Consider the following 15,135-nt stretch of genomic DNA (forward strand, 5'->3'; position numbering starts at 1 on the left):
AGGAAGACCCGAGACACAGATCAGCGACACAGGGCATAAGCGACAGAAAACAGATAAAGTTATAGGCAACTGCGAACCACGTGGACACCCTGAGAAAACCCTGCGAGTTCGAATAGACCTTACTCATGTATTGCCGCATCGCCTTGTTGACTGGTTGGTGGACGTAAGGACGTGCAGCAGTGCTAGTCAAGATGCGTAGCGATGGCTTTGGGTGTTCCTCTCTCTAGGTCAACTGCCTGCGTTTTCGCCCGCATACTCCTTGCCATCCACACCCCACGGTTACCCCACCAGCTAGGACACAAGCCGCTTGCCACCTGCGAAGAGGCGCATCTCTACTAGCTCGCGGTTCCAAATGGTCTAGAACTGGTTGACCAATGAGGTTCACCGTCCGGTCCCCACTTGATGATACGTTCGCCTGCGTCATCTTAATGGTAAGTCATTTTCCGAACGATATCCGCCATCGCTTAGATGCAGAATTCTTCGCCCCAAGGTGAAGGTCCGGCAGGTGCCGCTCAAAATGTACTCCCTGCCAGTCTGGTTGCGGATCAGGTCTTAGCTGAAGCTGCGGTCCCCGATCAGGCTGGGCCGCCCTCTAGGTGTACGTCCAGTCATAAGTGGTGCGCCACTAATCAACCTCGCCTCCGATGGCGTGCGGATGTGCCGTTGCTCCTTGACTGCGATGTCGTAGATCGAATCGCAAGACATGGCGAGCGTGAAGCACTCGGTCCGGACCGGCTGGTTATCCCAGACACTGGCGGCCCCTGTAAGACGGTCAAGATCGTCGCACTTATAGATATAGGCCGAGGCCATACCCAGCTGATTGGCACCAATGATCATGGCCGCGTTGGACGGTACCGTGAAATTACCGACATTGTCATCGGTATTCTTGAAGTCTGGCGTGCACCTTAGGATGCATCCAACCTGTTGAGATGTTGCCGCATGGCAGCAACCGCCGCCTCTTCATCCTGCATTTCAAGCGCATCGACGACATGACTGTGCTCTATCAGCGTTGTCACCTCGCGCCCCTCCCAATAGAGCAGGGGCCGATAATACTCAAAGAGCCATGTCAGTGTCGCCTTTGAAACGGCCAACAGAATTGGGTTTCCGGCTAACTCAGCGATTCGCATATGAAATGCGATATCCATCTCGATGAACCGCTCACTATCGTTAACACACTTACGCTGCTTATCGATCAATGCCCGCAGGTCGGCAGCGTCTGCCGATGTGCATCGGGGGGCGGCCAAGCGGGCAATGCCGTACTCCAGAAGTTTCCGGGCGTTCTTGAGGTGTTCAATATTATCCGGCTCTGACGACAATAGCAGCTTGGCGATGTCTTCGATTTGATGCAGCGCATTGCTGGCGCTCAATTCATTTACCCGGCTGCGTTCCCCATGTGAGATCGTGATGACGCCCTTATTGGCTAGGCTTTGAAGCGCTTCCCGTACAGCAGGCCTACCGACGCCGAAACGTTCCATCAGTGATCGTTCCGATGGCATGAAATCGCCTGGTGACAAATCACCATCTGCAATCATCTGCCAAAGCTTGTCGAACACCTGATCCGAAAGCTTCAGGCGGGTGATGAGTTTGGTCTTGTCGTCGTCAGCCATTGTGCAGAGATCTGTCCCTATCAGTGAGGTGATGGATACTTGAGCGAGGGGTGGTTTTCAAGCTAGGCCAAGGGCCATGTAGCGCCAGATGTATTGACATAGACGGCGCGGAGTGTGGTTGTAGCGCAGATGAATAGCCGGTTTCGCTTTGGCCCTCCGAAGGTGAGGTTTGCGACAACTTCATCAATTAGGATCTTGCCCAACATGGTGCCGTCAGGCGCATAGCAGTGCACCCCATCTCCGGCGGAGGTCCAGATGCGGCCTGCGACATCGACCCGAAATCCGTCGAACAGACCGCAATCGCTGGCGGCCACTGTCTGCCCGGCCCCAAGGCCGTCGGCCGACACCGGATAGGCGCGGATCACGGGCGCACAGTCCCGGTAATGTGTCTGGCCGGTATCCGAGACATAGAGGATCTTCTCATCTGGAGAGAAGGCCAACCCGTTGGGCTGCCGCAGGTCACCTGCGACTTTGCTCAGTTCACCACTTACGCTGATCCGGTAGACATTGTTCTCACCAATCTCAGAGGGTGCCGCATCGCCTTCATAGTCACTGTCGATCCCGTAGGTTGGATCGGTGAACCAAACGGTCCCATCGGATTTGACGACAATATCATTGGGTGAATTCAGAAGCTTTCCCTCAAACTGGTCGGCGAGATTGGAGGTCGTGCCATCATGTTCGATCCGGCTAATCCGGCGCCCCTGATGTTCACAAGAGACTAACCGCCCCTGCGGATCCAGGCTGTGGCCATTGTGATATCCGCAAGGTGAAAGGAACGTGGACACGTTACCATCCGTTTCATCCCACCGCATAACACGATCATTCGGAATGTCAGAGAACAGCAGATATTTTCCTGCCGGGAAGTAGACGGGCCCTTCGAGCCAGCGGCCACCCTGACAAAGCACTTCGATATGCGTGTTCGCTAGGATCAGACCCCGAAAACGGTCGTCATGAACCTCGTAGTCCCGAAGCGGCATATGTTGTTCTCCTCTACGTCATCGAATTTATACTGGTATGATGACATGATTAGTATATAAGGTCGAGTCACGACGGCTTTGGAGGAAGCCGGAAAGAAGTTTTATGGGAGGAAGACAATGAAGACTCAGAAAGCGCTCTGGGGACTCGCGCTTGGTGCGGCGCTCCTGACTACATCGGCCTTGGCCGGGCCAGAGGTCGTCGAAGGACCCGGTTACAACCCGGCATGCTTTGCGCCGTGGGACGAAGAAACGAAATATCTGCAGTGGGAGGAACGCGAGGGTCCATACCGGATCGCAGTCGTCAATGGCTTCGTCGGAAACACCTGGCGGATTCAGATGATCCAAACGGCAAAGGCCTTTGCTGAAGACCCGACAATTTCAGATAGTATTGCCGAATTGAAGGTGGTCTCGACCGGAACAGACGCGCCTGCGCAACTTGGCGCGATCGAGGATTTTATCAACCAAGGCTACGACGCCATCGTCACCATTGCCGTCAGCCCTGACGGGTTCGATCGTGTGATCCGCTTGGCCGACCGCAACGATGTGGTCCTCGTACCATTCGACAACGTGCTCGACACTGACCAGGTCATGCAAGTCAATGAAGACCAGTATCTGATGGGGCGCACCTATGCTGAACATGTGCTGGGTGAACTTGCGGCAGTCGGCAAGACCTCTGGCAAGGTGCTGGAAGTGCGCGGGCTGGCGGGGAATTCCGTTGACCGTGACCGGTCGCAGGGGATCAACGACGTGCTGGATGAATCTGGTGGTGACTGGGGTCGGGTCAGCGTTGTCGGCAACTGGGATGACGGAACCGCGCAGAAGGTCGTGGCGGATGCCATTGCCGTACATGGTGAATTCGACGCCATCCTCGCACAAGGTGGAACCACTGGCGTCGTGCAGGCGATGCTCGATTCGGGGCATCCTATGGTCCCGATTTCAGGTGAGTCAGAGAACGGCTATCGCAATTATCTGGCCGAGTATGCCGATGAAGGGTTGAAAGGAATTTCTATCGGTCAGTCGCCCGGTCTTGTGGCCATCGCGATGAAGGCCGCGGTCTCGGCACTTCAAGGCAATGTCATGCCGCAGCTGATCTCGGTTCCGCTGCCGATGGCGACTTATGATGAACTGGAAGACGGTGTGAATTATTGGTCGGACCTACCGGACAACTTCTTCACTGTGAACGAATTCCCGCCATGTGACGTGAATATCTCTGGCCCCGCGATTATGGCGCAGGATGAGTCCGACACGAACTAAGCAGAACTAGGGCGGGCGCAGACCTGAACGTCTGCGCCCCGTTTTTTCAGGGACACTACAGATGACCAAGGCGAAAGAGGAAATTGTCGCGCTGCGCGACGTTTCGCGCTATTTTGGCGGCATCACGGCGCTGTCGGGGGTGGATTTCACCTGCCACAGCGCCAGCGTGCACGGCATTCTTGGCGAAAACGGCGCCGGTAAATCGACGCTGATCAAGATTCTGTCCGGCGTTTTGAAGCCAAGCGCGGGCGAAGTGCTGGTCGAGGGACGGCCTGTGACCTATAGCTCGACCGCCGAAGCGGTGCGCGATGGCATCGTCTGTGTGTTTCAGGAATTATCGCTGATCCCCGATCTTTCGGTGGCCGACAACATATATATCGATACTCCGCCCAAGCGTTTCGGCCTGATTGACAGAAGAGCCCAGCGGAAGCAGGCAGCGGAACTTCTTGCCCGGCTCAATGCGTCAGAGGTCCATCCCGACACCCTGATCCGCGATCTGAGCCTGTCGCGTCGCCAGATCGTTGAGATCGCCAAGGCGCTGGCCAAATCCCCCAAGCTACTGATCCTGGATGAAGCGACCTCGGCCTTGACTGGCAAGGATGTCGACACCGTATATGCACTGCTTTCGGATCTGCGTGCAGACGGTGTGGCCAGTGTCTTTATCAGCCACCGCATGCACGAGGTTGACGCGCTTTGTGATCGCCTGTCGGTCTTTCGCAACGGCCAGCATATCGAGACCTTCAACAAGGGCGAACGCAGCAATGCAGAGATCGTGCGCCTTATGATCGGGCGCGAGATTTCCGCGCAATACCCGCCCAAGCCCAAGCGACAGCCTGCGCCGCCCGCGCTGGAAGTGAAAAACCTGCGATGGGAAAACAGCCTGAAAGGCGTGAACCTGAAGGTCAAAGCGGGCGAGATTCATGGCTTGGGCGGTCTTGACGGCCAGGGCCACAAGGAATTGCTGCTCGCAGTTTTCGGTGCGCTGAAAGGCGTAGAAGGAGAGATCAAGCTGCATGACAAACCCTTTCGGCCCACCTCGCCCGCCGCTTGCAAAAAAGCAGGGCTGGCCCTCATCCCGGAAGACCGCAAGACCGAAGGTCTGATGCTGAACCTGTCGATCCGCGACAATCTTTTGCTGCCGAATTACGCAGCCGTGTCACGCGGGCCGATCATCGACAGCCGACGGGCAGATGATGCGGTGCGCGACGGGGTCACCCGATTGCAAATCAAGGCGGGCGATACCGCGAACCCGGTGGAAACCTTGTCCGGCGGTAATCAGCAGAAGGTGGTCATCGCGAAGTGGATGATGCTTGATCCCGACATCGTCCTACTGAACGACCCAACACGCGGGATCGACGTGGGCACCAAGCAAGAGATATTTCGCCTGATGCGCGAACTGGCAGACGCAGGCAAAACGATCCTCTTTTATTCAACCGACTATGCTGAACTGATAGGCTGCTGCGACCGGGTCTCGATCCTTTATGACGGTGCGGTGGTGACAGTACTGGAAGGCGATGCGTTGACGGAGGACGCAATCGTTGCGGCCTCGCTCAACATGCACGAAAGAGGTGCGGCATGATCGCGAAACCCTTGCGCCGCAATCGCGGATTCGCCGCTGCACTAATCCTGTTTCTGGTGCTCTTTGTTGTCTATCACATCCTGCATCCGCGCGGATTTTCGACGGCGGTCTTCATCCAGAACGCAAATGAAACCGTGGCCATCGCCTTTGTCGCCATGGCGCAGACGATCCCGGTGCTTATCGGCGGGCTTGATTTGTCGGTGGGTGCGGTGATGACGCTGACGGCCTGTCTTGCCTCTTATCTGGTGGTGGGCACGCCCGCGCAGATGATCTTTGGCATGTTCTTGACGCTGCTGGCCGGTACGACGTTTGGTGTAATGAACGGGTTGATTGTCGTCTTCGGGCGCATCCAGCCGATCATCGCCACCCTCGCTACAGGGGCCATCGCGATGGGCTTGGCGTTGCTTCTGCGCCCGACGCCGGGTGGAGACATCGATGCCGACCTGAATTGGGCGCTGACGAATTCCGTCTTTGATTTTGCCGAAACATACGGTCTTGCCGATGACGGCAACGCAGCCTGGCTGCAACCCTTTGCCAATATCCCGGTTCCGCTGATCATCCTGCTGGTCGTGGCTTTCGGTGTCTGGACGCCATTCAAGCGCACGGTAACGGGTCGCACACTTTATGCCATCGGATCGGCCGAGAGTGCTGCCAAGCTATCGGGGCTTCCTGTGCGCCGGGCAAAAATCGCAGCCTTTGGACTGGCGGGGTTCTTTGCCTCTTGTGGCGGGCTATATCTGGCAATCCAGACCTCATCGGGGAACGCCGACATCACGCAAGCCGGGGCTTATACGCTGAATTCAATTGCCGCTGTGGTGCTCGGAGGCACATCACTTCTTGGCGGGATCGGCGGGGCCATCGGATCGCTTGTGGGTACTGGCATTCTGCGGGTCATTTCGTTCTATTTCCGCATTCTCTCGGTTGATCCGCTGATCCAACCGCTGATCGAGGGGCTAGTTCTTCTTGCCGCAGTCAGCCTCGGTGCCCTGCGCACTCTACGGATCAAAAACAAACTGGAGCACTTCCGATGAACACACAGTTTTCAGTTTCGCCGGAGAATAAGCCCATTTTTATCGCCCTTGGCTTCACGTTGGTAATCATTCTGATTGGCACGGGTTATACACTGATCACACAGGGCGCGGCGCCGATGCTGATGCCGTCCTATCTGGCGCAACAATTGCAGATCGGCGCATTCCTTGGGGTGTGTGCTGCTGGAATGATGATGGTGATCCTGCTGGGACACATTGACTTGTCGATCCCGTGGACACTGACAGCGGCAGCCATGATGGCCACCACCGTCGGGGGGCCATGGGCTATTCCCGCCGGGCTGGCGGTGGGGCTGATCGTAGGGCTGTTCAATGGGTTGGGCGTGTCAGTTCTACGCATTCCCTCGATGATCTTTACCTTGGGTGTAGATACGGCTCTGCGCGGATTGATGGTCGCCCATACCGGTGGTTTCGCGCCGCAGACCGAAGCGACGCCCTTGATGCGGTTTCTTGCAGCTGATCGCGTGCTCGGCATTCCGGTCGCGCTGTTTGTCTGGGCGGGTGTATCCATCGCGATTGCGGGTCTCTTGTCACGCACGGGCTTTGGCAAGGCGGTTTACGCAACCGGCGCAAAAGAATCGGCGGCATTTCTGTCGGGCATACGCACGAAATGGGTGATTGTCGGGGCCTTCATGATTTCATCGCTTTGCGCCGCAACTGCGGGGATTCTCCTGGCAGGCTATTCAGCAAAAGCCTATCAGGGCATGGGCAACCCCTATCTGTTGCCCGCAATCGCAGCAGTGGTGCTAGGCGGCACACATATTCTGGGAGGACGCGGGCGCTATATCGGGACGCTGATCGGTGTCATCCTGATCGTCTTCCTGAATTCTGTGCTATCGATCATGCAAATGCCGGAAGCCGTCCGCCAGATTATTTACGGCACCGTGATCATCGGCATGCTACTGGTCTATGGTCGTGAAACAACAAGCAGAAACTGAGTAAGGAAAGCGTGAGCGTGCAAGACACAGCAACCATCAATCTTGATCCGGCGGGCACCTATATCGGTCGTGTCTGGCGTCCTGGAATTGGCCCATCCGTGGTAATGGTCAAAGTCGGCGCTGTACTGGATATCACCAGTGCGCAGTTCCCGACGGTCTCGGCCCTATTGGACACTGACAATCTGCCAGCCACACTAGCATCGTTAACTGGAGAACCGATCGGAGACTTGACTGAATTGGAAGCTGGGTCGCGCAAGCAGGAGGGCCGGACAGAGGCCCTGCATCTACTGGCGCCCTGTGATCTGCAGGCAATCAAAGCTGCGGGCGTGACCTTTGCGCGCTCCATGATCGAACGGGTGATCGAAGAGCGCGCCGCAGGCGATCTGAACCATGCCGAGGCGATCAGAGCCGAGGTTGCAGCCATCATCGGAGGATCACTCAGTGATCTGGTGGCGGGTTCAGAAAAAGCGGCTGACGTAAAGAAGATGCTGATCGCGCAAGGGCTTTGGTCGCAGTATCTAGAAGTTGGCATCGGCCCCGATGCGGAAGTCTTCACAAAAGCGCAACCGATGTCCGCTGTCGGCTGGGGTGCGCGGGTCGGGCTACACCCAATGTCGAACTGGAACAACCCCGAACCCGAAATCGTCCTCGCCGTCTCCTCTAGAGGCGAGGTGAAGGGTGCCTGTTTGGGGAACGACGTGAACCTGCGCGATGTGGAGGGGCGCTCTGCCCTGCTTCTGGGCAAGGCAAAGGACAACAATGCTTCTGCCGCCATCGGACCATTCATCCGCATTTTTGACGACAGCTTTTCTATGGCAGACGTGGAAACGGCGGTTGTGACACTCGAGATCGGCGGCAGGGATGGATTTGCGCTGCGGGAAACTTGCCCAATGTCGCAGATAAGTCGCCCGCCGCAAAGCATTGTCGATCAGACCATCGGGCGTCACCATCAGTATCCTGATGGTTTCATGCTGTATCTCGGCAGTTTGTTCGCACCGACAAAAGATCGCGATGGTGAAGGGCAGGGCTTTACCCATCACATCGGTGATGTCGTCAGTGTCTCTTGCCCCGGCCTTGGGACGCTGATAAATCCGGTCGACCTGTCGACGTCTTGCGATCCGTGGGTTTTCGGCCACCGTGCCTTGATGACCAATCTTGCCGGAAGGAAACTGCTTTGATCGCTCAGACCTCAGACGCGCAGCCACATGCTTACCGGACGGCCCATGTCAGATAGCCCGCCTAAACGCCTGCGATCGCAGGATTGGTTCGCAAACGCCGAACGCCTCGACATGACGGCGCTCTATCTGGAGCGCTTCATGAATTACGGGCTTACTCCGGAAGAACTGCGGGCCGGCCGGCCGATCATCGCGATCGCCCAATCGGGCAGCGACCTGTCGCCGTGCAACCGCATTCACCTTGAGCTGGAAAAGCGAATTCGTGACGGCATCCGCGACGCAGGCGGGATTGCGTTGTCCTTTCCCACACATCCGATTTTTGAGAACTGCCGGCGGCCAACGGCAGCGTTGGATCGCAATCTTGCCTATCTAGGATTGGTCGAAATCCTGAATGGCTATCCAATTGACGGGGTTGTACTCACGACGGGATGCGACAAGACCACGCCCTCTGCGTTGATGGCGGCTTTAACAGTCAACATCCCCGCGATCGTGCTGAATGGAGGACCGATGCTGAACGGTTGGTCCGGGGAAGAGCGTGTGGGCTCTGGCACGGTCATCTGGCGCGCGCGGCGCGCCATGGCAGCAGGCGAGATTGACGAACGCACTTTTCTGGATCGCGCGGCGCGATCAGCACCGTCTGCCGGGCATTGTAATACTATGGGCACGGCCAGCACGATGAACGCAGTTGCCGAAGCGCTTGGGATGGCACTGACCGGTGCTGCCGCCATACCAGCACCATATCGCGAACGCGGTCAGATGGCGTATCAAAGCGGGAAAGCAGCGGTCGATCTGGTCACCCGCGACATTCGCCCGCTCGACATTATTACGCCAGCGGCCTTGCGCAACGCAATCCGTATTGTCTCGGCCCTGGGCGGTTCTACCAATGCACAGCCGCACCTGACGGCGATTGCAGCACATGCGGGTCACGACCTGCCCACATCTGCATGGCAGGATCATGGTTTGCGCATCCCGCTTCTGGCCAATGTGCAGCCTGCTGGTGCTTATCTTTCAGAAGACTTTCACCGCGCAGGCGGGGTGCCTGCTGTCATGGCGGAACTGGCCAAGGCCGGACTGCTGGAAACTGACTGCCTGACGGTCACAGGTACGTCACTTGCTGACAATCTCGCAGGGCATGGTTCGTTGAACGAGGAAGTTATCCGATCATGTGATAACCCGCTCAGCAAAAGCGCAGGCTTCATCGTGATGCAGGGCAATTTCTTTGATTTCGCCATTATGAAAGCGAGCGTGATTTCAAACAGCTTTCGGACGCGCTTTCTCAGCGATCCGGAACGGCCCAACTGCTTTACTGCACGAGTAGTCGTTTTTGATGGGGCGGAGGACTATCACGCGCGGATCAACGATCCCGCACTTAATATCGACGAGACTTGTATCCTTGCAATGCGCAACACCGGTCCACTTGGGTGGCCTGGCTCTGCCGAAGTGGTTAATATGCAGCCGCCGGACCAGTTGATCGCTGCCGGGATTGAGAGCCTCCCATCCATCGGAGACGGACGGCAGTCCGGCACATCAGACAGCCCGTCCATCCTGCATGTTTCACCTGAGGCAGCCCTTGGTGGTGGTCTCGCACTTTTGCGCGATGGGGACCGGCTGACCGTTGACCTGGATCGCGGGAGGTGTGATCTCGATCTCAGTAAAGAAGAATTGGCAGAGCGAGCGGCCAAAGCAGGCCCGAAGAGCATTGCGCCGCATACCCCTTGGGAAAAGCTCTTCATGGAGAATACGACGCAGCTGAGCGAGGGTATGGTCCTGCGCGATGCGCCGGCCATGCGCAACACATCGGCAAAGTTGCCCAAACACAACCACTAAGCGGGCGACGACTTTCCCTCTACGCGTTCGAGTGCCAGATACAGACCACCGGGATATGGGGTTGCCACGGCGCCGCGAGATTGCACCCCAGCCTGCCAATAGCGCCCTGATCTCGGGCATCCTGGTGAGAGTCGCATCCACCCGCTCGCGCCAACTTGAGGTGCCCCTAAATCTCAATAAATCTTAACCAAATGACACGTCTTCTTACCCTTGAGGGTTTTCAGCAGCCTCCTCGACTACCCATATTGAACAGTGCAAGGTCACGATGGTTCTCAGCTAACTCGAGCCGCACGCGGACTGCCCAGACATGCTTGGGCTTCATGCCGGGCCAGACGCCCGGCGAAGCGGCATCAACCAGTCTGCGCGCGCTAATCTGTATCGGCGCGCGCAGACCGCTGTTGGTTGAAGTGCTAAGTCGTAACGAACTGGGAACATCTCTGAACAGTTGTTTGTTAACAGCCCTTAGGCTGAACGCCCCCTGTTCATATCTCAAAAATCAGATCCCGGATACGCGCTGCCGGATCTGCCACTTCCTCCGGATAGCCCAGTGACACATTGATCAACTGCGTATTCCCAACCTTCGCATTCTGGGCGTCATGGCTATGGCCGAAATACCAGCGCGCTGGATTGTGCTTTTCCAGAAGCGCGCTCAGATCACTAGCATAGGCAGCAGCAACACGTCCGCCACCGCATGTCAGAACAGAGGGATGCGGAGCGTGGTGTGTCACAACATAGGTTTGGCCGTCAAACGTCTCGCCAAGCTTTTGGTCGAGCCAGCTCAGGTGGTCGTGATGTCTCGCGAGCATATCAGCAGGTGTGATCCGTCGGTAGCCTTTCGCTGCAACACGAATGTAGCGGTAGTCATTCATCTTCGTAGAAATTTGAGCTTCATTCGCAGCCCACCCATTCCCAAGCGCCAAATCCGTCCAAAGCGTCGCGCAGAGCAAACGCGTCGACCTCAGCGTGATTTGCTTTTTCTGCACATAGTTAACACCAAAGGACTCGGCAATCAGCGCGAGCCGATCTTCACCATCCAAACGAAAATCATAAAAATCGTGATTTCCAGGAAAGAGCGATACGCGATCCAATGGTAACAACCTGGATAGTTTCTCAAATGCGAACTGCCATCGCACCTTTGGCTTATTGCTCAGATCGCCCGCTATTAGAAGGTGGTCGAGCCCGCCAATCTGTTCCTCAACGCCCTCAAATGGGTTACGATTGGCCTCAGCCCAGAAATCATCGTGTAGGTCAGAGAGTATCAGTAGTTTCAAAGATCAATGCCCAGTTCGGCTGCAACCAGTTTACGCTCGTAGATCGTACCAACGCAGAAATGTGTCATTTCTATTGGTTCAATACCACACCGCTTCATGCGCGCGATACCAAGGACAACCGGACATTGGCGCGAATGCAGCGAAATGGCGCTTTGTCCCGCGAAACAGCCATCGACTTTGTCTTTCATGTCCCGATCTGGATGCAGGTGCGGCGAAAGTCGGCTTCGAGCCCAGAGTGCCCGGTTTCTGCGAGATGGCGAATGTCGGCTTTCGGGAAATTGTGCCCCTGCATCATTCAAAACCCATTTTTGTAATGTCGAACTGTTCTGCAAACATCTTCCCCAGATTTTCTGGGTTTACGCCATCACGAAAGGCTCGCTTGGTTGGCTCATCATCCATTATGTCGATCAACGAAAGGCCATTTTCATCAGGTGCTAGTACTGGATTTTGTTTCCCTGCAGCAACTTTGTATCGATCAAACCATTCGTCCCAGCCGTCCTCGTTTTGGTTCATCAAGTTGTCGATCTCCTGACCTAGCGGAGACGCGGCGAACTCTTCGGAAATTCGGGTGAAAGTTTTAGCGGCGGTGTCGAGCAAATCCATATCCAGATTGTTCAACGGATATAGCTTACCGTTTACGGACACCTCGTTGAGGATGTTACCAAGGCACATCGCAAAGCAGTTACTGTTTGGATTCCCAACCTCAAGAACGTCTATTGCGTTTGAAAATGCTGAAGCAGCTAGTGAAATTTTGTGTGGTCTCTGTCCGAACCGTCCATCGAACAGGTGAGGATTCTTCGTCCATACGGCATCAACTAAACTCGTTGCAGACGATGCGGGGTCGTTGTCAAAAAGTCCACTTTTTTGCTGCATCTCCAAGAGGTTTTGAACGATAACCGCCGCCTCACTTTTTTTAAATGTATCTTTAATGCCGCCAAATAATCGCATTTTTCGTTCCTAATTATCCAAGGCAGCTAGCGTCGCCTCGTCGGTGCCGATAGCAGGGCTGTTACGCAACTCTCTGATTGATCAAGGCGTTTGCGAAGATATTTATCAATACCTTACCTGTAAGATTCAAGAGTGGACATTGGCGCAGCCGCAGCGAAAGCCAATTTTGTCCCGCGTACCAGTCATTGGAGTGCCAAACTGAACCAAACGACAGTCGCAGCGAATGTCTCGAAAGAGCCCAATTCGACCGATGCAGCAAGTTGTTTGAATGGCTGCTTTCCTGTCTGTGGAGGTAGCGGTCGATAGGCGCTGACGTCAGACACACGAAGATCCGGGGATTGCGCGACATTGGCGCAGAACCGGGCTCCTCTGCCAATCAACGATAACAAAGTTCGCTTACCGGACTTCCGCAAAATATCTCATTTCGCAGACCACTCAGAAATCCTTGAAGGTGTTCAACTGTGCCTTCCCGCCCGTCTTCGAGGCTTGTCAAAATACTTGCCTTGCGCAGCGGATGGATGTCGGAGCTTTGTATCTGAGCGAAGACAATCTCACCATCGAAAGTATGGAACCGAAATGCGGCACCGATGACGCGAATTGTCTCGGAATCATGATCTGGAATTTTCGCAAATATCTGGCGGGCTGTTGTCTCGGCAGCCGCGCGTACACGATAGTACTCTTCCTGACGCTCGGTCTCTTCTGCGGCAGTCACGGCGTTTCTGTCGCGTGCAAGCTCAGAAATCCGTTCTGCACTTTCAGCAACAAGATCGAAAGTCACCTGGCAATCTGGATCATGCTGACGGGGCTCGCCTGAAACGGTAGGCGACTTAATGCCCGGCAAAGGTTTGACATAAACCGCCCCCTCGTTACCGACAGGCCAGATGGTCATCGGGGTCCCAAAAGCAAAATGCGTTTGGGATAGTGCGACAACCGGATCCAGATGTGAGGTATCATCATCAATGGCGGGGCTTAGCATCTCTTCAAAAACAACCTCGCCTGTCTCTCGGGAAAAGATAGTCAGTACGCCGTCTATCTCAGGATTGCTGGCGTCACCAAAAACACGATCAAGACCTGATGCGAAAAAGGCATGGGTTTCATTCAGTGCAACACCTGATCCAAACTGGATTTTGGGGTTTGCTGTCGTCGGAGAAAACTCTGCCTGAAGCGATCCGTCGTTCAGATCGTAAAGATAGGCGGAAGTAACATCCGCTTCGCTATATCGCCCTGACCCAATCAATAAATGATCATCGTGCAAATCCAACGCTGAACCAAAGTTGCTGTCACCCAACACCTTGTAAGCATTGCGTCCTGGCGCGCTTAGCCATGGGGACTGCAACCTGTGAAGCAACGCACCCGAGCAAGCATCGTAGACAAAAACCTCGGACCTTTGTTCGACCGTGGTCCGGCCATCAGTATGTGTATCGTTAAAGATGGGCTTAACGACGGCATAACGGTCATTCAGCGCGACTTCGGCCCCCGTCATGCCAACCCCCAAGGTATCGGGAACTATCAAACGCAAAACATTGTCCAGATTGTCGAGGTCGAACAAAAATAAATATGGATCTTCTTGCTGCCAAGACGGTGAAAAGCGTTCCCTAAATCGTCCCACCAATGCACGGGTTTCTGATAACGCCACGCTTCCGCCAAACCGACCGTCTTCAGAAAGGTTAGGGTTTCCAATACGTTGGATCAGTTCGCCCGTTTCGATATCAAACAGAAAAGCGACACCATCTCCTTTACGTGCCGAAGATCTACCAATCAGCGCATATCTGCTGTTAAGCGCAAGACTGTTGCGGTCGCTGGACCACCCTCCTGTGGCGTCAAAAGTCTGCAGCAGCTCACCAGTTTTGTGATTGAACAGATAGAAGTCAGCGACCTGCGATGTGCCCACAAGGACCATGTCGTTGTGCATCGCAACAGCATTGCCAAATCGTTCGACATCATCGCCAATACGTTCGGCTCCAACGGGCGGTGATGGCCTGTAAATCGCATTGACGTCGTCATACTGCGCTATTGCAGGCGGCTGTTCGGCAGTGGGTCGGAAAACCAATGTAAGCGCCGCAATCACGACCGCTACGATTGCCAGAAGAATTGTCTTTTTCATATTGCGAATTCCACCCTGTCGTATCCTTTGAAACAGCCCATGCCCAGCCTGTGCCACGTTCAACATCGGGGCTATATTCGTTAGAGGCACCAATTGCCAAATGATATTCAATAACAACCGGCGCGAGCACAACTTTTCAACCATATGGGTTTGCTGTAAGGCCAATTTATGACGTGAAGGTCAAAGTCATCGGACATTCTACAACAACTGTGGAACGTCGCAAACGCCGAATGAAAAGCGGCCGTTTAAGAGTGCGCACCGAGTGACAGCTTCGTCCCGCATAGCAGACTTCTCTCGGTTGATTCGCTGATAGAGGGGCTGGTTCTTCTTGCTGCAGTCATCCTTGGAGCCCTGCGCACACTGCGGATCAAATACAAGCTGGAGTTCTTCCGATGAACGCGCTGTTTTC

13 protein-coding genes are annotated in these 15,135 nt (G+C 55.3%); 7 read left to right on the top strand and 6 right to left on the bottom strand.

Annotated elements, in window-relative coordinates; all coding sequences use genetic code 11:
* Positions 1-657: 657 nt before the first annotated feature.
* On the top strand, positions 658-909 hold the full coding sequence (locus ACHUEV_RS11025; protein ID WP_394179788.1) for a hypothetical protein: 252 nt from the start codon (positions 658-660) through the stop codon (positions 907-909).
* Here ACHUEV_RS11025 and nanR read toward each other — a convergent pair.
* A complete protein-coding gene (gene nanR / locus ACHUEV_RS11030; protein ID WP_394179790.1) occupies positions 906-1,607 on the bottom strand; it encodes a transcriptional regulator NanR in 702 nt (233 codons plus the stop codon). The two genes, ACHUEV_RS11025 and nanR, sit on opposite strands and share 4 nt — an antisense overlap.
* Before the next feature lie 62 nt (positions 1,608-1,669).
* Positions 1,670-2,584: an SMP-30/gluconolactonase/LRE family protein gene (locus ACHUEV_RS11035; RefSeq protein ID WP_394179792.1), complete on the bottom strand. Its 915-nt coding sequence runs from the start codon at positions 2,582-2,584 to the stop codon at positions 1,670-1,672.
* Positions 2,585-2,701: 117 nt separating this feature from the next.
* On the opposite strand from ACHUEV_RS11035, the gene ACHUEV_RS11040 reads away from it, so the two are divergent.
* From ACHUEV_RS11040 to ACHUEV_RS11065, 6 genes are all read left to right on the top strand, one after another.
* A complete protein-coding gene (locus tag ACHUEV_RS11040) occupies positions 2,702-3,838 on the top strand; it encodes a sugar ABC transporter substrate-binding protein (protein ID WP_394179794.1) in 1,137 nt (378 codons plus the stop codon).
* A 61-nt stretch (positions 3,839-3,899) separates the two neighbouring features.
* The gene (locus ACHUEV_RS11045) at positions 3,900-5,417 is read left to right on the top strand and encodes a sugar ABC transporter ATP-binding protein (RefSeq protein WP_394179796.1); all 1,518 of its coding nucleotides are present in this window, start codon (positions 3,900-3,902) and stop codon (positions 5,415-5,417) included.
* A complete protein-coding gene (locus ACHUEV_RS11050) occupies positions 5,414-6,448 on the top strand; it encodes an ABC transporter permease (RefSeq protein WP_394179798.1) in 1,035 nt (344 codons plus the stop codon). The genes ACHUEV_RS11045 and ACHUEV_RS11050 overlap by 4 nt, the downstream gene beginning before the upstream one ends.
* A complete protein-coding gene (locus tag ACHUEV_RS11055; protein ID WP_394179800.1) occupies positions 6,445-7,401 on the top strand; it encodes an ABC transporter permease in 957 nt (318 codons plus the stop codon). Before ACHUEV_RS11050 ends, ACHUEV_RS11055 begins: the two co-directional genes overlap by 4 nt.
* Before the next feature lie 17 nt (positions 7,402-7,418).
* Positions 7,419-8,579, top strand: coding sequence for a fumarylacetoacetate hydrolase family protein (locus ACHUEV_RS11060; RefSeq protein ID WP_394179802.1), 1,161 nt, complete (start codon positions 7,419-7,421; stop codon positions 8,577-8,579).
* A gap of 45 nt (positions 8,580-8,624) precedes the next feature.
* On the top strand, positions 8,625-10,403 hold the full coding sequence (locus ACHUEV_RS11065) for an IlvD/Edd family dehydratase (protein WP_394179804.1): 1,779 nt from the start codon (positions 8,625-8,627) through the stop codon (positions 10,401-10,403).
* 482 nt (positions 10,404-10,885) lie between these two features.
* Here the strand turns inward: ACHUEV_RS11065 and ACHUEV_RS11070 are convergent, their stop codons facing one another.
* The 4 genes from ACHUEV_RS11070 to ACHUEV_RS11085 form a co-directional block, all read right to left on the bottom strand.
* On the bottom strand, positions 10,886-11,674 hold the full coding sequence (locus tag ACHUEV_RS11070; RefSeq protein ID WP_394179806.1) for a metallophosphoesterase: 789 nt from the start codon (positions 11,672-11,674) through the stop codon (positions 10,886-10,888).
* Complete coding sequence (locus ACHUEV_RS11075; RefSeq protein WP_394179808.1) at positions 11,671-11,862, bottom strand: hypothetical protein; 192 nt, start codon at positions 11,860-11,862, stop codon at positions 11,671-11,673. The genes ACHUEV_RS11070 and ACHUEV_RS11075 overlap by 4 nt, the downstream gene beginning before the upstream one ends.
* A gap of 103 nt (positions 11,863-11,965) precedes the next feature.
* Positions 11,966-12,622: a hypothetical protein gene (locus ACHUEV_RS11080; protein WP_394179810.1), complete on the bottom strand. Its 657-nt coding sequence runs from the start codon at positions 12,620-12,622 to the stop codon at positions 11,966-11,968.
* Positions 12,623-12,998: 376 nt separating this feature from the next.
* Positions 12,999-14,726 carry a hypothetical protein gene (locus tag ACHUEV_RS11085; RefSeq protein ID WP_394179812.1) on the bottom strand — a complete coding sequence of 576 codons (1,728 nt, stop codon included), beginning with the start codon at positions 14,724-14,726 and terminating at the stop codon, positions 12,999-13,001.
* Positions 14,727-15,135: the final 409 nt, after the last annotated feature.

The organism is Yoonia maritima, from assembly GCF_043641945.1.
Lineage (GTDB): Bacteria > Pseudomonadota > Alphaproteobacteria > Rhodobacterales > Rhodobacteraceae > Yoonia > Yoonia maritima_B.